This window comes from Corallococcus aberystwythensis, assembly GCF_003612165.1.
GTDB classification, from domain to species: Bacteria; Myxococcota; Myxococcia; order Myxococcales; family Myxococcaceae; genus Corallococcus; species Corallococcus aberystwythensis.
The window spans coordinates 12,020-33,609 of the sequence record NZ_RAWK01000014.1 but is presented as its reverse complement, the minus strand read 5'-3'; the positions used below and the strand labels follow the sequence as shown (position 1 = coordinate 33,609).

General features: G+C 71.5%; 18 protein-coding genes. 6 read left to right on the top strand and 12 right to left on the bottom strand.

Features of this window, described 5'->3' with window-relative positions; genetic code table 11:
* Positions 1-2: 2 nt before the first annotated feature.
* On the bottom strand, positions 3-3,551 hold the full coding sequence (locus tag D7W81_RS03810; protein WP_120553936.1) for a serine/threonine-protein kinase: 3,549 nt from the start codon (positions 3,549-3,551) through the stop codon (positions 3-5).
* A gap of 186 nt (positions 3,552-3,737) precedes the next feature.
* On the opposite strand from D7W81_RS03810, the gene gor reads away from it, so the two are divergent.
* Positions 3,738-5,168, top strand: a complete 1,431-nt coding sequence (gor, locus tag D7W81_RS03805) for a glutathione-disulfide reductase (RefSeq protein ID WP_120553935.1) — start codon at positions 3,738-3,740, stop codon at positions 5,166-5,168.
* A gap of 18 nt (positions 5,169-5,186) precedes the next feature.
* Here the strand turns inward: gor and D7W81_RS03800 are convergent, their stop codons facing one another.
* Complete coding sequence (locus D7W81_RS03800) at positions 5,187-6,509, bottom strand: hypothetical protein (protein WP_120553934.1); 1,323 nt, start codon at positions 6,507-6,509, stop codon at positions 5,187-5,189.
* Positions 6,510-6,713: 204 nt separating this feature from the next.
* On the opposite strand from D7W81_RS03800, the gene D7W81_RS03795 reads away from it, so the two are divergent.
* From D7W81_RS03795 to D7W81_RS03780, 4 genes are all read left to right on the top strand, one after another.
* Positions 6,714-7,901: a phospholipase D-like domain-containing protein gene (locus tag D7W81_RS03795; RefSeq protein WP_120553933.1), complete on the top strand. Its 1,188-nt coding sequence runs from the start codon at positions 6,714-6,716 to the stop codon at positions 7,899-7,901.
* Between the two features lie 111 nt (positions 7,902-8,012).
* Complete coding sequence (locus D7W81_RS03790) at positions 8,013-8,669, top strand: SDR family oxidoreductase (RefSeq protein WP_120553932.1); 657 nt, start codon at positions 8,013-8,015, stop codon at positions 8,667-8,669.
* A gap of 90 nt (positions 8,670-8,759) precedes the next feature.
* Positions 8,760-9,011 (top strand): addiction module protein, encoded by a 252-nt coding sequence (locus D7W81_RS03785; protein ID WP_208721147.1) that lies wholly within the window; start codon positions 8,760-8,762, stop codon positions 9,009-9,011.
* 8 nt (positions 9,012-9,019) lie between these two features.
* On the top strand, positions 9,020-9,337 hold the full coding sequence (locus D7W81_RS03780) for a type II toxin-antitoxin system RelE/ParE family toxin (RefSeq protein ID WP_120553931.1): 318 nt from the start codon (positions 9,020-9,022) through the stop codon (positions 9,335-9,337).
* An 8-nt stretch (positions 9,338-9,345) separates the two neighbouring features.
* Here D7W81_RS03780 and D7W81_RS03775 read toward each other — a convergent pair whose 3' ends face one another.
* The 8 genes from D7W81_RS03775 to D7W81_RS03740 all read right to left on the bottom strand — a co-directional run bounded on the left by D7W81_RS03775 (position 9,346) and on the right by D7W81_RS03740 (position 19,663).
* Positions 9,346-10,155, bottom strand: coding sequence for a carbohydrate ABC transporter permease (locus D7W81_RS03775; protein WP_014392992.1), 810 nt, complete (start codon positions 10,153-10,155; stop codon positions 9,346-9,348).
* Entirely contained in the window at positions 10,152-11,030 is an 879-nt protein-coding gene (locus tag D7W81_RS03770; protein ID WP_120553930.1) for a carbohydrate ABC transporter permease, read from the bottom strand. Before D7W81_RS03770 ends, D7W81_RS03775 begins: the two co-directional genes overlap by 4 nt.
* The gene (locus D7W81_RS03765; protein WP_120553929.1) at positions 11,027-12,310 is read right to left on the bottom strand and encodes an ABC transporter substrate-binding protein; all 1,284 of its coding nucleotides are present in this window, start codon (positions 12,308-12,310) and stop codon (positions 11,027-11,029) included. Before D7W81_RS03765 ends, D7W81_RS03770 begins: the two co-directional genes overlap by 4 nt.
* A 56-nt stretch (positions 12,311-12,366) precedes the next feature.
* Positions 12,367-13,020 carry an EcsC family protein gene (locus D7W81_RS03760; RefSeq protein ID WP_120553928.1) on the bottom strand — a complete coding sequence of 218 codons (654 nt, stop codon included), beginning with the start codon at positions 13,018-13,020 and terminating at the stop codon, positions 12,367-12,369.
* Between the two features lie 52 nt (positions 13,021-13,072).
* Positions 13,073-14,641 carry a hybrid sensor histidine kinase/response regulator gene (locus tag D7W81_RS03755; RefSeq protein WP_120553927.1) on the bottom strand — a complete coding sequence of 523 codons (1,569 nt, stop codon included), beginning with the start codon at positions 14,639-14,641 and terminating at the stop codon, positions 13,073-13,075.
* Positions 14,638-15,099, bottom strand: coding sequence for a response regulator (locus D7W81_RS03750; protein WP_306440863.1), 462 nt, complete (start codon positions 15,097-15,099; stop codon positions 14,638-14,640). Before D7W81_RS03750 ends, D7W81_RS03755 begins: the two co-directional genes overlap by 4 nt.
* Complete coding sequence (locus D7W81_RS03745) at positions 15,099-18,515, bottom strand: PAS domain-containing protein (protein WP_120553925.1); 3,417 nt, start codon at positions 18,513-18,515, stop codon at positions 15,099-15,101. Before D7W81_RS03745 ends, D7W81_RS03750 begins: the two co-directional genes overlap by 1 nt.
* Positions 18,516-18,769: 254 nt before the next feature.
* Positions 18,770-19,663 (bottom strand): DUF4846 domain-containing protein, encoded by an 894-nt coding sequence (locus D7W81_RS03740; protein ID WP_120553957.1) that lies wholly within the window; start codon positions 19,661-19,663, stop codon positions 18,770-18,772.
* 189 nt (positions 19,664-19,852) lie between these two features.
* Here D7W81_RS03740 and D7W81_RS03735 point away from each other — a divergent pair, with 189 nt between their 5' ends.
* The gene (locus D7W81_RS03735) at positions 19,853-20,455 is read left to right on the top strand and encodes a CDP-alcohol phosphatidyltransferase family protein (protein WP_120553924.1); all 603 of its coding nucleotides are present in this window, start codon (positions 19,853-19,855) and stop codon (positions 20,453-20,455) included.
* A 4-nt stretch (positions 20,456-20,459) separates the two neighbouring features.
* Here the strand turns inward: D7W81_RS03735 and D7W81_RS03730 are convergent, their stop codons facing one another.
* Together D7W81_RS03730 and D7W81_RS03725 are read right to left on the bottom strand one after the other, a co-directional pair.
* The gene (locus D7W81_RS03730; RefSeq protein WP_120553923.1) at positions 20,460-20,672 is read right to left on the bottom strand and encodes a hypothetical protein; all 213 of its coding nucleotides are present in this window, start codon (positions 20,670-20,672) and stop codon (positions 20,460-20,462) included.
* 66 nt (positions 20,673-20,738) lie between these two features.
* The gene (locus tag D7W81_RS03725; RefSeq protein ID WP_147445333.1) at positions 20,739-21,446 is read right to left on the bottom strand and encodes a hypothetical protein; all 708 of its coding nucleotides are present in this window, start codon (positions 21,444-21,446) and stop codon (positions 20,739-20,741) included.
* Positions 21,447-21,590: the final 144 nt, after the last annotated feature.

Here is a 21,590-nt window from a genome sequence, read left to right as displayed (position 1 = left end):
CGTCACCCTGCTGTCCCCTGCTCGGCCAGCGTCCGCGCCAGGTCCTCGCGCGCCCCCAGCCGGGTGAAGTCCTCCGCCGCCCGCCGCAGCAATTCCGCGCGCTCCGGGTCGCCCGGGGGCAGGTGCCGCGCCCACTCCAGCCGCGCGCGCGCCGCCTCGTAGGGCATCCCCCGCGCGTCGGACTCCGCGATACAGCGCTTCCACGCGCGGAAGGCCTTGCGGTGCTTGCCCGCGAGCCACGCCTCGCAGCCACGCCACAGCCACGCGGCGGGCTCGCCGAAGGGGAACACCCGCGCGAAGCCCTCCACCGCCTGGAGCGCGGCCCGAGCGCTGTGCGTGAGCGCCTGCAAACCGGGACCGGGCGTCTCGCGCGCCCACAGCGTGAGCAGCACCTCCGCCACCGCCGTCGCGCCAAAGTAGACGAAGTGCGCCACGGGCTTGCTCGCGGACAGCCGCACCAGCGCCTTCTCCGCCGCCGCGCGAGCCCCCGCCGCGTCACCCTCACGCAGGCACAGCAGCGCCAGCGTGCCGTCCACGATGATGCGGTCGGTGGCGCCGCCGTGCGCTTCGGTCCACGCGAGCGCCGGCTCCAGCGCCACGCGGGCCCTCACGTGCTCGCCCAGCCGCAGCAGCATGTGCGCGCGGTAATGCTGGGCCCAGTGCTGCGTCTGCTCCGCGCCCCGGCGCACCGCGGACGCCTCCAGCCAGTCCATCAGCGGCAGGCCCCGCGCGAACTGGCCGCGGTACATGGCGGACACGGTGAGCAGCGCGCGGCACTCCTCCGCCAGCCGCAGGTCCCCCACCGAGTCCACGATGGCCGTCGCCCGCGCGAGCCACGCCTCCACGTCCTGCCAGCGCGCCTGGTACACCGCGCACACCGCGTTGCGGTTGAGCACGTAGGCCAGGTCCGCCGGGCGGCCCACGCTCTCGGCCACCTCCTGCGCCCGCTTCACCCACGCGTCCGCCACGCGGTGCACCGGCACCGTGCCCGCCACTACCGCCATCACCGTGTAGCCGCGCGCCAATTCCGGCGTGGGCCCCGCGGGCTCGCACAGGTTGAGCATGCGCAGGCCGCTCCAGAGCACCGGCAGCGCCTCCTGCGCGTAGATGAACGCGTCGGTGAGCCGCATGAGCAGCCGGCCCGCCACCCGCCGGGCCTCGCGCCGCCGGGTGGAGTCATCCACGTACGCGTCCGGCCGGGCGCTCTGCGCCAGCCGCGACAGCACCTGTCCCAGCGTCCCCAGCACCCACGCCACGCGCGAGGCCGGCACGCGCCAGCCGAAGTGCGCGAGCGCGGCCTCCGCGTGCACGCGGAAGGCGTCCAGGTCGCCCAGCTGGAAGCGGGCCTCCGCCAGCAGCGCCTCCATGCGGCCCTGCTCCAGCGGCGTGGCCCCGGGCGCGACCGCCAGCGCCCGCGTGAGCAGCGGCAGCGCTTCCCGGCACGCCCCCACCGCCAGCGCCTCCTCGCCCGCGAGCCGCGCGTACTGCGACTCACGGGCCGCGTCCCGGGCCTGTCCCCAGTGGTACGACAACGCGGAGGCGTAGCCCGTGGGGTGCGCTGACTCCAGCGCCTGGGCCGCGCGCCGGTGGAGCTCCGGCCGGGCCGCCGGGGACAGGTCCTCCAGCAGCCGTTCCCGCAGCTTGTCGTGCGCGAAGCGCCAGCGGCCATCCCCCACGTCCAGCACCGCCGCCGCGGCGCAGTCGGTGAGCCACGCCTCCACGTCCACGCCGGGAGCGGCCCGCTCCAGCACGGCCAGGTCCAGTTCCCGGCCCAGCAGCGCCGCCACGTCCAACAGTCCCCGCGCTTCCCGGGGCACCTTCTCCAGCCGGCGCTGTACCAGCGCGCGCATGCCGCCCGCCCACACGCGCTGGGGCAGCGTGACGGCGCCCAGCCGGTCCAGGCCGCCCGCGTCCTCCGCCAGCGCGCGCACCACCTCCACCAGCAGGAAGGGGTTGCCCTCCGACTCGCGGCGCAGCAGCTCCACCACGTCGGGACGGCGGCCGATGGCGCCCAGCATGGACTCACCCAGCTGGGCGATCTCCTCCGCGTTCAGCCGCTGCAGCCGCAGCATGCGCGTGCCGGGCAGGCGCTCCGGCAGCTGCGGGGACTCGTCGTGGCGGAAGCTCGCGAGCAGCAGCAGCGGCAGCCCCGGGGCCTTCGCCGCCAGCTGCGCGAGGAGATGGAGGGACTCGGTGTGCGACTGGTGCAGGTCCTCCAGGATGACCACGGTGGGCTGCGGCAGGCGGGCGAAGAGGTCCTCCACCGTCTGGTGCAGGCGCAGCTGCGCCATGTCCGCGTCCAGCTCCGGGGCGGTGGGCACCTCGCGGCCCAGCAGCGCCTCCAGGTCCGGCACCAGCGGCCGGAGCACGCGCGCCTCGCGGTCGGAGAGCTCCGCGAGCATGGGCAGCCAGCGCAGCACCGCGCGCCACTCCTGGTACGGCACGCCACCGGTGTCCACCGCCTGGCCGCGCAGCACCAACGCGCCGCGCACCAGCGCCAGCGAGCGCACCTCCTCCAAGAGGCGCGACTTGCCCACGCCGCTCTCGCCGCCGATGAGCCACGCGCCGCCCTGCCCCGCGAGCGCCGCGTCGAGCACGTCCGTCAGGTGCTCGCGCTCCGCCACGCGGCCCACGAAGCGCGCGGACTGGAGGAAGCTCTCGCGCGTGGCGGCGGACTCGGCGGGCCGGGGCTGGCCCACGGCGGCGCACAGCGCGGCGATGACTGCCTCCGCGTCGCGTGGCCGGCGGTGGGCTTCCGGCGCCACCAGCTGCTCCAGCACTGCCTTGAGCTCCGGCGGGAAGCCCGGCGTCGCGAACACCTGGCCCGCGTGCGGCAGCCGGCCAAAGAACATCTGGCACGCCATGGCGCCGAAGCCGAAGAGGTCGGTGAGCTCGGACGGGGGCTGGTCCTCGAAGAGCTCCGGGGCCAGGTAGCCCGGGGTGCCCGCGGGCTGCGCGCGGCGGCCCTGCTGGTCGCGGCCCACGGCCAGTCCGAAGTCCAGCACCTTCACCTGCCCGCGCACCACCAGCACGTTCCCGGGCTTGAGGTCGCGGTGGATGATGCCGCGCCGGTGCAGGTACGCGAGCGCCTGGAGCGTCTGGATGAGCAGCCCCACCTGCGTCGTCAGCGGCGCGTCCGTGCCGGCCTCCACCAGCGTGCGCGCGTCCTCCAGGAGGTCCATGGCCAGGTAGGGCCGGCCCTCCGCGTCGAAGCCGTAGTCCAGCACGCGGATGACGTGCGGGTGGCGCAGCGACACCAGCGTCTGGAACTCGTGGGCCAGCGACAGCGCGATGCCCTGCGTGGCGAAGGCGGAGGGAGTGCCACGGCCCGGGCGCCGCGCCAGGTCCGCCACCGTCTTGTGCAGCCGCTTGAGGGCCACGGGGCCAGAGAGGCCGTCTTGTGCGCGCCACACCGTGCCGGCGCCCCCGCGGCCCAGCAGGTCGAGGATGCGGTAGCGACGGCCGACGACCTCCGGATCCATGCCCGGAGACGTGTCGGCATCCGGAACGTCCGTCCGGGGGGAGATTTGACAGGAAGGGGGGTGAGACATGAGGGGGAGCCGCCCTGTCCGTGAGGATATCCCCCCTTCTCGTGCGGGAGGGGATTGAATGCAGCGGAGGGCAGGCGAAGCAGGAGGCGCTTCGGACCCTGGGGAGCAGCCCGGCGGGCGGGGCCCGGCAGGGCTCCTTCCCTCTGTAGTGCTGAAACACCATTTTTTGATGCACGGAGGACACCGATGGCGGCCTACGACTTCGACTTGTTCACTTTGGGCGCGGGGTCGGGCGGCGTGGCGGCCAGCCGGCGCGCGGGATCCTCCGGGGCGAAGGTGGCCATCTGCGAGGAGGGGCGCGTGGGCGGCACCTGCGTGTTGCGCGGCTGCGTGCCCAAGAAGCTGCTCGTGTACGCGGCGCACTACCGCTACGACATGGAGGACGCCGCCGGCTACGGCTGGACGGTGAACAGCCCCGCGCTGGACTGGAAGAAGCTCCAGGCGGTGAAGGCGAAGGAGCTGGACCGGCTGACGGGCATCTACGGGCGGCTGTTGCGCGACGCGGGCGTGACGCTGGTGGAGGGCCGGGGCCGGGTGGTGGACGCGCACACGGTGGAGGTCGCGGGCAAGCGCTACACGGCGGAGCGCATCCTGGTGGCCACGGGAGGCCGGCCCTACCTGCCGGAGGTGCCGGGCATCGAGCACGCGCTCACGTCGGAAGAGGCGCTGGAGTTGCCCACGCTGCCGCGCCGGGTGGCGGTGGTGGGAGGCGGCTACATCGGCGTGGAGTTCGCGGGCATCTTCGCGGCGCTGGGCGTGAAGGTGACGATGTTGATTCGCGGCGACACGGTGCTGCGAGGCTTCGACAACGACATCCGCGCGGCGCTGACGCAGGAGATGCGCAAGAAGGGCGTGGACATCCGGCCGGAGACGTTCATCCAGGACATCGAGAAGCGCGAGGACGGCACGCTCAGCCTGCTGACGCGCATGGGGGAGACGCTGGAGGTGAACGCGGTGCTGTACTCCACCGGCCGCGTGCCCAACACGAAGGGCCTGGGCCTGGAGGAGGCGGGCGTGAAGCTGAACGAGCGCGGGGCGGTGGTGGTGGATGGGCAGTCGCGCTCGTCGGTGGAGAGCATCTACGCGGTGGGGGACGTGACGGACCGGCTGAACCTCACGCCGGTGGCCATCGCGGAGGGCCGGGCGATGGTGGAGACGCTCTACCGGAACAACCCGGTGACCCTGGACCATGAGAACGTGCCGTCCGCGGTGTTCAGCCAGCCGCCGGTGGGCACGGTGGGGCTCACGGAGCGCGAGGCCATGGAGCGCTACGGCAAGGTGGACGTCTACGTCTCCAGCTTCCGGCCCATGAAGCACACGCTGACGGGCCGGGACGAGCGCTCCATGATGAAGGTGGTGGTGGAGCGAGGCACGGAGCGCGTGCTGGGCTTCCACATGGTGGGCGCGGACGCGCCGGAGATCATCCAGGGGCTCGCGGTGGCGCTGAAGTGCGGCGTGACGAAGAAGCAGCTCGACGCCACGGTGGGCATCCACCCCACGGCGGCGGAGGAGTTCGTCACGCTGCGAGACAAGCGCCCGGATCCATCGGAGAGCGCCACAATGCTGGAGCTGGGGCGCGAGGTGGTCGCCACGCCTCCGGGGGATCAGCGGAAGTAGTCACGCCTCCGGCGCGCCTCAGTCCGTCTCGCCCAGGTCGAACGCGGTGGTGCCGGTGTGGTGCTTGCGCTTCGAGAGCTGGTGTTCTTCACGAAGCTGGTTCTCGAAGAACGGCAGGTGCGCGTCCGTGCGGTGCTTGCGCAGCGCGCGGATGGTTTCGTGCTCCGTGGTGTTGCTGTAGCCGTGCTTCGCGTGTGAATGCGGGTACGTCAGCGGCTCGAGCACCATCCGCGTCGGATACCGGTGCTGGAGGACGTGGATGAGCTCGTGCCCGTACACGATGAAGGCCGGCGCGGGGATGGGGTACCGCTCGCCGGAGTAGTTGCGCTGCGTGCTGTCGCGCAGCCCCGCGCGCAGGCTGAGCCGCGAGCCCCGCCCGACGATCTTCCCCGCGATGCCGGGCGCGGGCTCCGTCAGCATGTAGTCCTCGCCGTGGCCGTCATCCTCGTACTTGGGGAGCTCGTCGCGGATGTGGTCGATGCGGCGGCCCAGCTCACCCTGCGCCGCTGACAGGTCGGCATAGGCCTTCGATGCCCCCTTCAGCCGCTCGCGCAGCTCTCCCCATGGCTCGCTTCCGCGCCGGGCCTCGCCCTCCATCCGGGACAGCTCCTGGCCCACCGTCTCGTATTCCTCCTCCAGGGGGCGCAGCTGGCCGGACATCTCCCCCAGGCGCTGGCGGTTGACCGCCACCTGCTGGCGGAACTGGGCGGACGGGGTGAAGGCCTGGGTCAGCACCAGCGTCACCGGCCACACCGCATCCGTGGGAGTGGAGGCGAGGATCCACCGCATCAGCAGGCGCCCATGCGGTCGCGACAGCAGCCGCGCGTGGATGGCTCGCACCTCGCGGTTGCCGCGCGCGGAGGCCGCGTCCGTGGGCAGCGTCACCGCGCCCGTGCCGTTCCGCAGCGCGTTCCAGTCCGCGTCCAGTTGGTTGAGCGCGGCCGTCCCAAGCGTCGCGCGGTCCGGCGTGTAGAGCAGCAGGTTCTTCGTGTGGACGTAGTCCACCAGCTCGATGTGCTTCTCCTGGATCTCCACCAGCAGCCGCATCAGCAGCAGGCGCGACGGCCTGGACCGCGCGAGCCGTTCGCGCTCCAGGTCGAACAGCCCGTAGAGCAGGTGCTCCGCGGCATCGAGCGCCTTCAATCGCGCGTCCACCCAGGCCTGCTTGCCCGTGAGGTAGTACGTCGCCTTGCCGCCCCACCCGCTCCAGTCCGCGTGGAACGCATCGAGCGCGGCGCAGAACGGCCGGACGAACTCATTCAGCCGCGACACGATGGGCAGCAGCTGAGTGGGCGCCATGCCCAGGTCCGACTTGAACTCCGCTGACGTGCTCAACGCCATGTCCGCTCCCGGTGTCTCGACGGAGCAGGACGGTAGCACGCACCTTTCACCCACTTCGCCGCCCCGTGCGCACACTCACTCCGTGGACGGAGAACACTCGCCTCCAACCCCCGGGTGACACGTCACCTGGGGGTGCCTACCCCTGATGTTCAGGAGGCGCGGGCAACGGACGTGGGCAAGGGCGGACGATGGTGGGGGGGAGTCATGGGGGCGTTGCTGCTCGCGGGATGTCCGTCCGCGTGCAGCACGAAGGAATCGTCTCGCCCATTCCAGCTCACGGGGCAGGTGGGTTCGCGTGGGGCGGGCTTCGCATCGGCGCTGTACCAGACGACGGGCGTGCGGATGGAACCGCGCAACCGCATCCGGTGGGCGAACAACGGCGCCGTATTCGACGTGATGGTGGAAGAAATCGGCCGGGCCCGCGCCTCCATCAACATCGTGATGTTCATCTGGAGGCCGGGGCGTGCGTCCGACCGGATGATTGAAGCGCTCGCGGAGCGGACCCGGAAGGGCGTGCACTGCCGGGTGCTGGTGGATCCGCTGGGAAGCGGTCCGTTCGAAACAGAAGTGAAGCCCCGGCTGGAAGCGATTGGCTGTGAAGCGCACCTGTTCCGCCCGCTGCCGGCGGACGAGAACCTGGCGCGCAACCACCGCAAGATTGTCGTGGTGGACGGCCGGGTGGCCATCACCGGTGGGCTCGCCATCCAGGACGAGTGGCTGGGCAACGCGCGCAACGAGAAGGAGTGGCGCGACACCAACGTGCGGGTCCAGGGTCCGGTGGTGGCGCAGCTCCAGCAGTCCTTCGCGGAGAATTGGCAGGAGTCGACGGGCGAGCTGCTGCCCCAGACGGACTTCCCCACGCTGTCGGTGGAGCAGCCCGGCCTGGACGCCGCGGGTGAAGGCTGGGCGGCCTTCGTCAGCAGCACGGCGAACCCGGAGGTGACGCGCGCGGAGCGGCTGACGCAGCTGATGGTGAAGGCCGCGAAGAAGCGGCTGTGGATTTCGCAGGCGTACTTCACGCCCAACGACGCGCTGACCGCGCTGCTGGTGGAGAAGGCGCGCGCGGGGGTGGACGTGCGCGTGCTGGCGCCGGGGGACAAGAACGACCAGCGGGCCATCACGGTGCTCCAGCGGCAGACCTACGACACGCTGCGGGAGGCGGGCGTGCGGCTCTGGGAGTACCAGCCGTCGATGATGCACGCGAAGACGATGCTGGTGGATGACCGGCTCGTGCTGGTGGGGTCCATCAACTACGACGCGCTGTCGTTCAACCTGCTGGAAGAGGGTTCCCTGGTCCTGGAGGACGTGGACGCGGCACGCCAGCTGGAGGCCATCTTCCTGGAGGACCTGACGCACGCACGCGAGGTCCAGGCCGAACAGGCGCATCGCTGAAGCCCGCTGTCCGGTTTCACGCCCGGCCCCGGGAAACAGTGGGCAAGGGGTGGGCCGTGTGCTCAAGAAGGGCTCCAGGGCCGAGGAGTGCACGGCCCGGGAGGCATCGCCATGAGCAGCGCAGCTCCTCGTCATCTCTTCGTCGCGGGCGCCACGGGCGCGACGGGCCGCACGCTGATGCGGCAGGCCCTGGCGAACGGCGTGTCCGTGACGCCGCACGTGCGTCCCAAGAGCGCGAACACGGAGCCCGCGAACGCCTGGCCCAGGAAGGCGGTGCTGGAGCTGGCGGACGGGCCCGCGCTGACGGAGGCGATGAAGGGCAGCACGACGGTGCTCCAGCTCATCGGCACGATGCGCAAGCGCTTCGCGGCCGGGGACACCTACGAGACGAGCGACATCGGCACCACGCGGCAGCTGGTGGACGCGGCGAAGGCGGCGGGGGTGGACCACTTCGTGCTGCTCACGTCGGTGGGAGCGGGAAGCCCGGTGGGCGCGTACCTCAAGGCCAAGGCGGAAGCGGAGCGCATCGTCCGCGAGAGCGGCATCCCCTACACGATGGTGCGCCCGCCCGCGCTGGAGGGCGAATACCACGCGCCGCCCGGCATCCTGCACGCACTGGGCAAGCTGCCCCTGCTGGGCAACTTGAAGCCCATGCACCTGGACCAACTGGCCGCCGTGCTGCTGCGCATCTCGGAGCGCCGCGCGCCGCTGGACACGGCGCTGGAAGGCAAGCGCCTCTGGGCGGAGGTCGAAGCGGTAGGCCGGTAGCTGTCAGACCCTTCAGGTAGGAAGGCTCCTTCACCGGTCGAGCAGGCATCGGGCCTGCTCGACAGGCACCGTGCGCACGGAGGAGCTACAATGAGGAAGATGGCGACCAGAGACGAGCTGCTTGCCCAGGCCCTGAGACTTTCCCCGGATGACCGAGCCCGGCTCGCCCATGAGCTGCTCGACAGCCTGGATGGAGACGTGGAAGCCCCAGATGCCGAGGCTGCCTGGGGCGAGGAAATCAGCCGCCGTGCCCAGGAAGTTCTCGACGGCACGGTGGAGCTTGTCGAGTGGGATGAAGTGCGAAAACAAATGAACGAGGAGTTGGAGCGAATGCGGCGATAGGTGCTTCCATGCGCACCCGACTGCATCACGCCGCCAGGCCTGAGATGCTCAAGGTCGCCAGGTGGTACGAGAACCAACGCACAGGGCTCGGTAGCCACTTTGTCGGAGCCATGAATCAAGCGATGGCCTCCATCCACGAGCACCCGGACCGCTGGCCCCTCTGGCCAGGCCTGCGTCACACGCCGCCCATCCGCCGCTTCCTGATTCCGGAGTACCCCTTCGCCCTGCCATACCTCGTTCGCGACGAGGACGTGGTGGTCCTCGCCATCGCGCACCTGCGCCGCCGGCCGGACTACTGGCTGCCCCGCGCACGAAGCCGCCTGTAGGCCCGCGCCTACTCCTTCACCGCGCCCGCCGTGAGCCCGGACACGATGCGCCGCTGGAACAGCACCGTGAGCACCACCAGCGGCAGCGTCGCCACCACTGACGCGGCGGCGATCTCTCCCCACGGTTCCTTGTACTCACTGGCGAAGAGGCTGATGGCCACCGGCACCGTGCGCTTCTCCGGCGTGGACAGGAACGTCAGCGCGTAGAGGAACTCGTTCCACGCGAAGATGAAGACCAGGATGGCCGTCGTCGCCAGGCCCGGCGCCGCCAGGGGCAACAACACTCGGCGGAACGCGCCCACCGGCGTGCACCCGTCCACCCGCGCCGCCCGGTACAGCTCATCCGGCAGCTGACGGAAGAACGACGTCAGCACCCACAGCGTCAGCGGCAGCGCGAACGTCGTGTACGGCAGCGCCAGCCCCACCAAGCTGTCCCGCAGGCCCACCGCGTTGAGGATGAGGTACAGCGGGCTCACCGTCGCGATGGGCGGGAACATCGACACGCCCAGCGCCGCGGACAGCAACAGCCCTCGCCCCCGGAACTCCAGCTTCGCCAGCGCGAACGCCGCGGACGCGCCCACCGTGAGGCAGAACACCGTCGTCAGCGTCGCCACCACCAGCGAGTTCAACACCGCCCACAGGAACGGCCGCCCGAACAACACGCTCTCGTAGTTCGCCCCCGTCAGGTGCGAAGGCCACGGCCGCGTCAGCTCGCCGTCCGGCCACAGGCTCGTCAGCACCTGCCACAGGAACGGCCCCAGGAAGAACGTGAGGAACGCCACCACGGCCAGCGCCGTGCCCAGCCCCGGCCGCTTCATCGCCGCCCCTCCTCGCGCCCCAGCCAGCGCAGCCACACCACCGCCAGCAGCACCACGCACAGGAACGTCGCCACCGACAGCGCGCTGCCGTACCCGAAGTCACCAGAGCGCATCAGCGTCTTGTACGCGTAGATGCTCAGCGTCTCCGTCGTGTTCGCGGGCCCGCCCTCCGTCAGCACGTAGATGGCGTCGAACACGCGGAACGCGTCCAGCGACCGGAACAGCACCGCCAGCAGCAGCGCGGGCTTGAGCAGCGGCAGCGTGATGGCCCGGAACTGCCGCCACTCCGATGCCCCGTCCACGCGCGCCGCCTTGTAGAGGTCCTCCGGAATGCCCTGCAGCCCCGCCAGCACCAGCAGCGCCACGAAGGGCGTCGTCTTCCACACGTCCACCAGGATGGCCGCGTGCAGCGCATACCCCGGCGCGCCCAGCCAATTGATTTCCGCGCCCCCCAGCATCCGGTTGATGAGCCCGTAGTCCGGGTTGAACATCCACGCCCACAGCCGGGCGCTCACCACCGTGGGAATCGCCCAGGGCACCAGCACCGACGCGCGCAACAACCCGCGTCCCGGGAACGCACGGTTGAGCAGCAACGCCAGCGGCACCGCGAGCAACAGCTCCACCGCCACCGCCACCGCCGTGAAGTACGCCGTGTTCCCCAGCGCGGACCAGAACCGCGCGTCGCTCATCAAGTAGGCGTAGTTCTCCAGCCCCGTGAAGCGCCGCTCGCCGAACACCAGGATGAAGCGGTGCAGGCTCAGCCACACCGCGGCCAGCACCGGGTAGAGCGCCACCACCGCCAGCACCAACACGGCCGGCGCCACCAGCAGGTACGCCTGCCGCCGCTCCCGCGCCTGCGAACCCACGCCCCTCACTTGTCCTCCTCCTGGGGCTGCTCACCGGTCAGGTGATCCACCTGCTTCTGCGCGCGCGTGAGCGACACCTCCGGAGTGCGCAGGCCCGCCACGGCGGCGGAGAACTCGCTCTGGAGCACGTCCGCGATGAGCAGGTAGTACGGCGTCACCGGCCGGGGCCGCGCCCGCGTCAGCGCCTCCTTCAGGCTCGCGATGAACGGCTCCGCCGCGCGCAGCTCCGGGTCGTCATACAGCGCCAACCGGGGCGGGTTGCGCGCGTAGTGCAGCGCCAGCACGCGGTTCGCCTCCGGAGACGTCAGGTGCGCGATGAGCCGGGCCGCCGCCTTGCGCCGCGCGGGCGACACGTGCGCGTTCACCGCCAGCTGCCACCCGCCCAATGTCCCCCACCCCGGCTGTCCATCCTTCGTCGGCAAGGGCGCGATGCCCACCTTGCCCCGGATGGGAGAGCCCTCCGCCTGCGCCTCGCTCCACGCATAGGGCCAGTTGCGCATGAACACCGCCCGGCCCTCCTGGAACACGCGCCGCGACTCCTCCTCGCCAAAGCCCGTGACCGTCTGGGGAGACAGTCCGTCCGCGATGAGCCCATGCAGGTACGCCAGCGCCTCGCGCGCGGGCTCCGTCTCCAGCAGCACGCGCCCGTCCGGCCCCAGCGACTGGCCGCCGTGGCCCCAGATGGCCTCGTACACGTTGCAGGTCAGCCCCTCGTACTGCCGCCCCTGCCACACGTAGCCCTGGATGCCGGGCGCCTTCGCCATCGCGTCGCGGGTGAAGCGCCGCAATTCCTCGTAGGTGCGCGGCGCGCGAGGCACCAGGTCCTTGCGGTAGTAGAGGACGCCCACGTCCACGTACCAGGGCACCGCGTACGTGCGGCCGTTCATCACGACGGCGTCCACCGGCCCGGGCAGGAACTCCTCGCGCAGGCGCGCGGGAGGGAAGTCCTCGGACAGGTCCGCCACCCAGCCCGCGCGAGCGAACTCCGGCACCCAGACGACGTCCGCCACCAGCACGTCGAAGTCCGTGGCCCCGCCCTGCAACGACGTGAGGAAGAACTGGTGCGCCAGGTCCGATGAGTTGGGCAGCGCCTCCGTCACCAGCTCCACGTCCGGGTTGGCGCGCTCGTACCGCGCCAGCAGCTCACGGAACGGCTTCGGGTCGCCCCACAGCGGCTGGAACTTGAAGACGATGCGCGTGCGGCCCCCGGTGCCCGCCCCCTCGGACGAGCGCTTGCAGCCACCCGCGGCGAGGCCCAGCACGACGAGGAAGACGAAGAGGCGGCCCATGCGCCCGGATGACTCCAGCGCGAAGGCCCACCGTCAACGACAAGCCCCGCCCCCGGTCATCCAGGTGACATGCCCGGCACGGGCACCACGGGCCCAGGTCCCGGCGAGAACAGCCGCCGGGCCGTTGCCCCCACCGCGCGGCACGCGAGCGCATCCACCGCGCCGCCCACCAGCCCACCGGCCAGCGGCACCACCTTGGACAGGTTCACGACGCCCTTCTGCGACGCCTTGCTCACCAGCCGGAAGCCCACCGCGCGGTTGATGCCGCTGAGCGCGTGCTTCGGCACGGCCTCCAGCGCGCGCATGCCCAGGTGCTGGCTCACTTCGATGCCGGCCTGCTTCACCACTTCCTTGCCAATGTCCCCCACGATGGCCAGCAGCGTGAGGGTCCGCACGCGGTCCTCCTCCACGTCATGCCCGTGGATGCGCGCGATGGCGCCGACGAGCCGCGCCTGCACCGCCCACGACACGCCCAGGCCCGCGGGCAGCGACACCGGCAGCGTGAGCAGGCCGCCCAGCCCGGACAGGAAGCCCGTGGTGAACAGCTTCCCCGTCTCCCAGTGGATGAGTGAATCGATGCGCGCCTCGTGGTTCGCGTAGCGCGAGTCCGCCAGGTACTCGTCCGCCAGCCCCGTCGCGCTGCACAGCGGCCCCAGGCCCTCGAAGCCCGCGTCCAGGACGGCGTTCACGACTTCCAGCGGCTTCGACATGCGTCCACCTTCCACTTGAGACCACGACACGGATGCAACCAGGAGACACCTGCTACGGCGTATCCCGCACGGGTACGCGCGGCAGGCGCACGGTGAACACCGTGCCCTCCGCCGCGTTGGACTGCGCGTCCACCGTCCCACCGTGCGCCAGCACCAGCTGCCGCACGATGTAGAGCCCCAGCCCGATGCTGCGCTCGGAGCGCCCCACCGTCGTCCCGCGCTGGAGCGGCTCGAAGATGCGCGGCAGCATCTCCGGCGGGATGGGGTCCCCGCCGTTGCGCACGTGCACCACGATGGCGTCCGGCTCGCCCCGGCTCTCCACGCGCACCGGCGTGTCCTCCGGGCTGTACTTCAGCGCGTTGCCCAGGATGTTGGACAGCACCTGCGCCATCCGGTCGGAGTCCCACGCCCCCTGCCCGTCCCCCACGTGCTCCATCTGGATGGTGCGCTCCGGGTGCGCCGTGCGCGCCTCCTCCACCACCTGCAACGTGAGCGCATGGAAGTCACACGGCGCCGCCTGCACCGGGATGCCGCCGCCCATGCGCGCCTGCGTGAAGTCCAACAGGTCGCGGATCATCCGCGTGGCCCGCTCCGCCGCGGACAGGATGCGCGCCGCCGCCTTCGCGTGCCACGGCTGGATGTCGTCGCGCCGGAGCATCAGCGACGCGCCGGTGAGGATGGCGCCCAGCGGGTTTCGCAGGTCGTGGCTCACGATGCCAATGAGCTGCTGCTCGAACTCCACCCGCGCCTGCGCCTCGTGCACCAGCTTCTGCCGCTCTTCTTCCGCGCGCCGGCGCTCCGTGATGTCGCGCATGGCGCCCACGATGCGCCTCGCCTTCCCGTCCGCCCCGCGCAGGATGGAGCCCTGCGCCGCCACGTACGCGTACGCCCCGTCCTTGCGCAGCACGCGGTACTCGTCCTGCCACCGGTCCTCGTCCGAATCGAACGCCCGCTGCAAGCCCGCCAGCACCCGCTCGCGGTCCTCGCCGTGGATGTGCCGGTGCCACCACGCCGCGTCCGCGCCCACCTCTTCCACCGGGAAGCCGAAGACCTCCTCCGCCGCGTCGCCAATCCAGTGCATCGCGTCCGTCTGGAGGTCCAGGTCCCAGATGGCGTCGAAGCTCGCGTGCGCCACCAGCTGGTAGCGCTCCTCGGACTGGCGCAGCGCCTCCTCCGTGCGCTTGCGCAGCCGCACCCCTTCCGCCTCGCGCAGCGCCCGCCGCACGCTGGGGCCCAGCCGCTCCAGCCGGTCCTTGAGCACGTAGTCCGTGGCGCCGCGCTTGAGCAATTCGATGGCGCGGTCCTCGCCCAGCGCGCCGGACACGAAGAGGAACGGCGTGTCCGGACACACGGCCTGCGCCGCCTCCAGCGCGCTCAGCCCGTCGAAGCCCGGCACGTTGTAGTCCGACAGGATGAGGTCGAACTTCCCCTTCACCAACGCCGCGACGAAGGCCGACCGTCCCTGCACGCACTCCAGCGTCGAGGGCAGCCCGCCCTCCTCCAGCTGCGCGGCCACCAGCTGCGCGTCCAGGGGGCTGTCCTCCAAGAGGAGGATGGACAGGGGCCGGTCCGTCGAAGGCAGGGGCAGCAGGTCCAGCGCGGCTCCGCCGCGAGTGCTCACTTCAAGGCTCCAGGCGTGCCGGGCGAGCCCGGAGGCGGCTGGTTCACCACCGCCCAGAACAGCCCCAGCTCCCGCAGCGCGGACACGAAGTCCGGGAAGGCCACGGGCTTCACCACGTAGGCATTCACCCCCAGGCCATAGCTGCGCGCCAGGTCCCGCTCCTCGCGCGACGAGGTGAGCATCACCACCGGCACGGCCTTGAGCTCCGGGGCGCTCTTCACCTTCTCCAGCACCTCCAGCCCGTCCACCTTCGGCAGCTTCAGGTCCAGCAGCACCACCGCCGGGTGGCCGTCCTGCCGGTTCGCGTACTCGCCCTTGCGGAAGAGGTAGTCCAGCGCCTGCTGTCCGTCGCGCACCACCACCACCTCGTTGGCCAGGTGCACCTCTTCCAGCGCCGCCAGCGTGAGCGCCACGTCGTTGGCGCTGTCTTCCACCAGGAGGATTCGCTTGAGGTCCATCACGCGTGCGTCTCGACTTTCTTCTCCGGCGGAGAAATGCGGGGCAGGGTGAAGGTGAAGGTCGCGCCCTGCCCCACGGCGCCCTCCGCCCAGGTCCGTCCGCCATGGCGCGACACGATACGCCGCACGTTCGCGAGCCCGATGCCGGTGCCCTCGAACTCCTCGGCCGTGTGCAGGCGCTGGAAGACGCCGAACAATTTGTCCACGTACTGCATCTCGAAGCCTACGCCGTTGTCGCGCACCCAGACGGAGACTTCGCTCTCCGTGTCGCGCGCCCCCACCTCGATGAGGGCCTCCGGCTTCGGACGCGTATACTTCAACGCATTGGCCAGCAGGTTGTGGATGACCTGCCGCAGCAGCGCCGGGTCACCCTCCACCGTGGGCAGGCTTTCCACCCGCCACTCCACCTGCCGCCCGGTGGACTCCGGGGCCAGGTCGCGCCGGGCCTCCTCCACCAGCTGGCCCAGGTCCACCCGCGACTGGCGCATCTCCGCGCGGCCCATGCGGCTGAACGCGAGCAGGTCGTCCACCAGCGTGCCGCCCTGCTTCGCCGCGCCCGCGATGGTGGTGAGGTAGCCCTTCGACACGTCGTCCAGCTTCGCGCCCGCCCGCCGGTCCAGCAACTGCGCGAAGCCGGTGATGTGGCGCAGGGGCGCGCGAAGGTCGTGCGACACGGAGTAGCTGAAGGACTCCAGCTCCTTGTTCGCCTCCTGGAGCTGGGCGGTGCGCTCGCGCACGCGCTTCTCCAGGCCGGTGTTGAGGTGGCGGATCTCCTCCTCCGCCTGCTTGAGGCTCTCCAGCGTGCGGCGCTCGTCGTCGATGTCCGTGTTGGTGCCGAACCAGCGGGCGATTCTTCCCTCGCCGTCCCGCACGGGCATCGCGCGCGACAGGAACCAGCGGTAGCTGCCGTCCGCGCGGCGCAGGCGGAACTGGTCCTCCCACAGCGTCCCCTCGCGCAGGGCCGCGTTGAAGTGCTCCTGCACGCGGTCCGCGTCCTCCGGGTCGATGAGCGTGTTCCAGTCCTTCTCGCCCACCTGCGCGGCCGTCGTGCCGGTGTAGTCGTACCAGCGCTGGTTGAACCAGAAGAGGCGCCCGTCCGGCTCCGCCATCCACGCCAGCTGCGGGATGGAGTCCGCCAGCGTGCGGAACTGCTGCTCGCGCTCCTTCAGCTCCGCGGCCAGCGCCTCGATGCGCCGGCGCGCCAGCACCTGCTCCGTCACCTCCCAGGACACGGACACGATGCCGTCCACCTTGCCCTCCGCGTTGCGCAGCGGTTGGAAGGTGAGGTTGAAGTAGCCCTCGGGCGCCTCCTGGTCCAGGTCGCGGCCCAGGCGCATGGGAATCTCACGGCCCTGGTAGGTCTGTCCGGTGCGGTAGACCTCTTCCAGCTGGGCCACCTGCCCCTGGTCCTTCAGCTCCGGAAGGGCTTCGCGCACGCTCAGCCCCAGCAGCGGCCGGGAACCGGTGAGCTTCAGGCGCAGGTCGTTGGCCATCTCGAAGACGAGCTCCGGCCCGCGCAGCACGGTGATGGCGGCGGGCAGCTGCTTGAGCACCGCGAACAGGTTGCGCCGCTCCGCCTGCGCCGTCTCGTACAGGCGCGCGTTCTCCAGCGCCACGCTGGCCATCTGCGCCAGCTGCACGGCGACCGTCTCGTCCTCCGCGTCGAAGTCGCCCTCCACCTTGTCGGACAGCTGCAGCAGGCCCAGGTTGCGGCCGTCGTGTCCCACCAGCGGCACCGCCAGGAAACCCTTCAGGGGCAGCGCGGGCGGGGGCGATTCAGGGGCCTGCGCGTAGGCGGCGTCCTGGCGCAGCTGCTCGCGCGTCAGCCGCAGCGGCCGGTTCTCCCGGTACACCCGCGCGAAGAGGCCGCGCTCGTCCAGCGCCACCGCCGGGGCGCCCGCCACCCCCTCGTGCTCCGCCGCGGACAGCGCGGAGAGGGGCTGCGCGTCCCGGCCGTCCACCACCTGCACGGAGGACTGGTTCGCGCCAATCAGCTTGCGCGCCTTGAGCGTCACGAGCTCCAGGATGGCCGGCACGCTGCCGGCCGCGTTGAGCGCCAGGCTCGCGCGCGACAGGCCGCGGAGCTGCTCGGTGCGGCGCAGCTCTCCCGCCATCAGCCGGGCCCGCTCCGCGTCGGCGCGCTTGCGCGCGGTGATGTCCTGCACGGTGCCCACGAAGCGCACCGGCTTGTCGTCCTGGAAGTAGGTGCGGCCCGTGGCGCGCACCCAGCGCTCCGCGCGGTCCTTCAGGCCCACGGTGCGGTAGGCCACGTCGTAGTCGCCCTTGCCGGTGGGGTCCCAGCTGAGCGCCACCGCGCGCTGCACGGCGTCCCGGTCCTCGGGGTGCAGGCCCGCGAGGAACAGGTCGTAGGACGACTCCGCCTCGGGCGGCAGGCCGAAGAGCGCCTTGCAGCGCGCGTCCCACTTGAGCTCGCCCGTCACGATGTCCATGTCGAAGGTGCCCAGCGCGGTGGCGGTCAGCGCCAGGCGCAGGCGCTGCTCGCTGTCCGCCAGCGCGGCCTGCTGCTTCCGCAGGTCCTGCGTGAGCGCCTCCGTGTGGCGGCGCGCGCGCACGAACTCCGTCACGTCCGTGGCCAGGGTGATGATGCCGGACACGGTGCCGTCCAGCTCCATCATCGGGTGGTAGATGACGTTGAAGAAGACGGAGTCCGGCTGTCCGTCGCGCTCCAGCTTCACCTCGAACTCCGGCCGCACGAAGGGCTGCTTCGTGCGCACCACCCCGCGCAGGACCTCCAGCACCTCCGGCTGCGAGGCCATCTCCGGGAACACCTCCAGCAGCGACTGGCCCGGCGTCACCCGCCGGCCCACCAGCAGCTCGTAGTAGGGGTTCGCCAGCTCGAAGACGAAGTCCGGTCCGCGCGCGATGGAGATGCCCACCGGGGCCTGCATGAAGAACGCGTGCAGCCGCTCGCGGTGGACGGCCTCCAGGGCGTTGCGCTCGCGCTCGCGCAGCGACTCCTCGCGCAGCTGCACGGCCTCACGCGCCAGGTGCAGCTCCACGAACATCGACACCTTCGCCAGCAGGATTTCAGGCCGCAGCGGCTTGCGCAGGTAGTCCACCGCGCCGTGCGCGTACGCGGCCAGCCACTCCTTCTCGTCACCGTCGCCCGCGGTCATCAGCAGCACGGGCGTGCGCCGGCTGCGCTCGCGCTCGCGCAGCAGGCCCAGCACCTCCACGCCCGTCATGTCGCCCAGGTTCATGTCCATCAGGACAGCGGCGAAGTCCTCGTCCAGCACGCATCGCAGGGCCTCGCGTCCGGAGGCGGCACGCACCAGCCGCTGCCCCAGGGGCGCGAGGATGCCCTCCAGCGCCAGCAGGTGCCCGGGCGTATCGTCGACAATGAGGATGCTGGCCCGGGGGGAGGACGCGGGCAGGGACACGGCGGCGGAGGACATGGTGGTGACTCGGGAGGCAGGCGCCCCTTCCCTTTAGGCTGCTTGCAGGCACGTGGGGGCAGGACGGGCCCGGCTTCGGTGCGTCCCCGTTGACGGCAGGACAACACCCAACGCCGCAACCTGCCTCCTCCCTCCTGCCGATTCCAGCAGAACCCTGTGGGGACCCCACCCGTACTGCCTCCCCGTCTGCTCGGGAACGCACCAGGGGGGCGCCCGTCAGCCCGCGGCTCCCGGGTGCTTCAGGTTCATCCCCGTCACGGGGACGGCAGGCGGCGCAGCGACGTCATGGGAAAGGGCACCCAGAAGGGCGTCGCCACGGCGTCCCCGCTCAACGGGAACCAGGGCCCGTCCTTCCCCGCCAGCACGTGGAAGTCCTGCGCGGGGGTGAAGCCCTGGCCGATCAGCGCCACCCGCTCACCCTTCGCATCGGTGGCCACGTCCAGCACGAGCACCGTGTGGCCGGGGCTGCCGCCCAGGACGAAGAAGTCCCCGGGGCGCAGCTGCTCCCGCGTGGGACGCGCGCCTTCCGCCTGGAGGGACAGGGTGCCCGCGTAGGTGAAGAGCAGGTCCAGGTAGTTCCGGAACGCCGCCCGCGAGCTGTCCGCCGCCGCGCTGCCCGGCACCCACGTCACCTTCGAACCGGAGACGCGCGCCCGCTCCCCGGCCGCGTACCGGGGCCAGGACGCCAGGTGTCCGCTGGTGAAGCGGTATGCGATTCGCTCCGGGTGGCCGGAGGCCCAGCGCCACTCGGCGTGAAGGCGCAGGATGGAATCCGCGCACTGCTGGAGGTTGGCGGTGCCCACGTCCAGCGCGCCCACCGCCGCGAGCCGCGCGTCGGAGGCCGCCAGCACCGTGCCCCCCTGGAAGTCACGCACGGGGGTGCCCTCGGGGCGCAGGGGCAGGCCGCGCAGCCAGGCGCCAAAGGAGCCCGCTTCCAGGGTCACGCGCGTGTAGCCCTCCGGGGGCGCGAACGTCTCTTCCAGCGAGCGCACCTGCGCGGAGGCCGTCAGCCACGGGTAGCGCGTCCGCTCCTCGGCCGAGGGGGCATGAGACGCAACCTTCACGCGTCCGGCCGCCTCGCAGCTCGCCAGGGGCAGCGCGACGGTGAGCAGGGTGGCCAGGGTCATCAGGCCGCGGCAGGGTCCCATCGCGTTCACGGGGCGGACTCCAGGGGGACAGGCCGGGAAAATCCCGGGCATCTCCCTGGGACACCGCACGAAGGGCCGCGGGTTCCTCCCGGGAGGAGATCCGGCAAGGACACCGGGGAAGTTGTTCGCTGGACGCTCGCCAGGGCGGTCAGGTGCGCCCCGGGTGCCGAGCACTACCTTTTGAAGGTCATGCACCGTCGGGCAAGCCTCGTGCTGCTCAATACGCTGTCCCTGTCGCGCCTTCCGCTCGCCGCGGTGTTCATCGCGGTGTCGGACCTGCGCCTGCGGGCCTTCCTGGTGGTGCTGGCGGCGGCGACGGACTTCCTGGACGGCTGGATTGCCCGGCACCGCGGGCTGGCCACGCGGCTGGGAGCGCTCATCGACCCGGTGGCGGACCGCGCCTTCATGGTGACGGCCTTCATCGTGTGTCTGCTGGACGCGCTGATTGGTCCGGTGGAGCTGACGCTGCTGCTCCTGCGCGACATCGGCACGGCCATCGGCTTCATCGTCGCGAGGCTGCGGCCGGACATGCGGGCCATCGAGCTCAAGGCCCGCATGCTGGGCAAGGTCGTCACGACGTTGCAGCTCGCGGTGTTGTTGTGCGTGCTGCTCTACCCGCCGCTGGTGCGTCCGCTCGTGGCGTTCGTCGCGCTGCTGTCGCTGGCGTCGGTGGTGGACTACACGCGGGCGGTGTGGCGTCAGCGTCAGCGCCAGGAACTGCCGCCGTCCCGGCCGTCCTCGCGCATTCCCCATGGGCCCACGGGTGCCCCCATGGGGTCCATGCGGGAATGACGCGTCACGCGGGCACCGCGCGAGCATCGGAAGCACTCACAGCCAGCCGGGCGCGTTCGCGCTCCAGGGCGGCACGCTCGCCTTCGGACAGGGCGTCCCAGACCTCGTCCATCGAGTCGAGCAGCGCGTCCGCTTCAGGTGAATCCCCGCCCGGCGCGCGGGCGCGGACAAGGGCCAACTGGTGCAACAGGGTTCGGTATCGGTTGTAGACCGTCATGGTGGGAAACCTCCGTCCGGGAGACGCGGACGGTGCCGCGCGGCTGACGGACGGAAGGTCCCGCTGTCACCGGCGGCGCTGGGCTGCGTCGCGTTTGGCCTCGGCGCCGGTCAGCACGGCGATCTCCCGGGTGTGGCTCCGGCCCACGATGTTCACGGTGGCGCGCACCCGCTCGCCCTCCTGGAGCTCCGTCACGCCAATGTCCTCGCCGTCGCGGACGATGCGCGTCTTGGTGCCAATCTCCAGTGGGAGGCGCGAACCCTCGTTGTCGATGACGACCTCGTTGGAGGACACCGAGCGCACCGTGCCCCGGTAGATGGCGTCCACCACCGCGACGCCCTGCGAAGCCCCCGGAGCGGAAGGCGCCGCCGTGGCGGGAGCCCCCGTCCCCGTGTTGCCCGTGCCCCCGGTGCCCGCGTTCGGCTCCGTGCCCGGATTGGGAGGCGTCGTGCTCCCCTCCGGGTTTGGATCCGCGCTGGGGCTGTTCGGATCCTCCTGGGCATTCCCATTCGGCGCTGACGTGCCCTGCTGGGGCGCGGAGCCCGGAGCCGTGCCAGGGGGCGCCTGCGTGCCCGTTCCGGATCCGCCCGTGCCGGGTTGCTGCTGGGAGGCCGTCGCCGGAGCCTGCTGTGGAGCGGCCGGCTGTGACGTCGCGGGAGCCGTCGTCTCCTCGGGCGCCGCGTCATCCTCCATGCCGCCGGATGGGGTCCCGGCGCACATCAGCAGGCAGGCCACACCCGCGATTCCCAACCCCAGCCAGGTGTCTCGCCTCATGCGCGGCGCGCCTCCCTTTCGGGAAGGTGCGTGCACACACGGCGGGAGCCACCAACCCGGAAGCCGGGCGGTCGGCCGCCAGCCCGCACTCCCACCCCACGACACAGCGCCTGCCGTGGAAAACGAAACGCCCCCGGGTCCCAC

Bases quoted from the DNA above. Each gene is read 5' to 3' on its own strand.
- D7W81_RS03810 (WP_120553936.1), bottom strand. From the start codon at position 3,551: ATGTCTCACCCCCCTTCCTGTCAAATCTCCCCCCGGACGGACGTTCCG.
- gor (WP_120553935.1), top strand. From the start codon at position 3,738: ATGGCGGCCTACGACTTCGACTTGTTCACTTTGGGCGCGGGGTCGGGC.
- D7W81_RS03800 (WP_120553934.1), bottom strand. From the start codon at position 6,509: ATGGCGTTGAGCACGTCAGCGGAGTTCAAGTCGGACCTGGGCATGGCG.
- D7W81_RS03795 (WP_120553933.1), top strand. From the start codon at position 6,714: ATGGGGGCGTTGCTGCTCGCGGGATGTCCGTCCGCGTGCAGCACGAAG.
- D7W81_RS03790 (WP_120553932.1), top strand. From the start codon at position 8,013: ATGAGCAGCGCAGCTCCTCGTCATCTCTTCGTCGCGGGCGCCACGGGC.
- D7W81_RS03785 (WP_208721147.1), top strand. From the start codon at position 8,760: ATGAGGAAGATGGCGACCAGAGACGAGCTGCTTGCCCAGGCCCTGAGA.
- D7W81_RS03780 (WP_120553931.1), top strand. From the start codon at position 9,020: ATGCGCACCCGACTGCATCACGCCGCCAGGCCTGAGATGCTCAAGGTC.
- D7W81_RS03775 (WP_014392992.1), bottom strand. From the start codon at position 10,155: ATGAAGCGGCCGGGGCTGGGCACGGCGCTGGCCGTGGTGGCGTTCCTC.
- D7W81_RS03765 (WP_120553929.1), bottom strand. From the start codon at position 12,310: ATGGGCCGCCTCTTCGTCTTCCTCGTCGTGCTGGGCCTCGCCGCGGGT.
- D7W81_RS03760 (WP_120553928.1), bottom strand. From the start codon at position 13,020: ATGTCGAAGCCGCTGGAAGTCGTGAACGCCGTCCTGGACGCGGGCTTC.
- D7W81_RS03750 (WP_306440863.1), bottom strand. From the start codon at position 15,099: ATGGACCTCAAGCGAATCCTCCTGGTGGAAGACAGCGCCAACGACGTG.
- D7W81_RS03745 (WP_120553925.1), bottom strand. From the start codon at position 18,515: ATGTCCTCCGCCGCCGTGTCCCTGCCCGCGTCCTCCCCCCGGGCCAGC.
- D7W81_RS03740 (WP_120553957.1), bottom strand. From the start codon at position 19,663: ATGGGACCCTGCCGCGGCCTGATGACCCTGGCCACCCTGCTCACCGTC.
- D7W81_RS03735 (WP_120553924.1), top strand. From the start codon at position 19,853: ATGCACCGTCGGGCAAGCCTCGTGCTGCTCAATACGCTGTCCCTGTCG.
- D7W81_RS03730 (WP_120553923.1), bottom strand. From the start codon at position 20,672: ATGACGGTCTACAACCGATACCGAACCCTGTTGCACCAGTTGGCCCTT.
- D7W81_RS03725 (WP_147445333.1), bottom strand. From the start codon at position 21,446: ATGAGGCGAGACACCTGGCTGGGGTTGGGAATCGCGGGTGTGGCCTGC.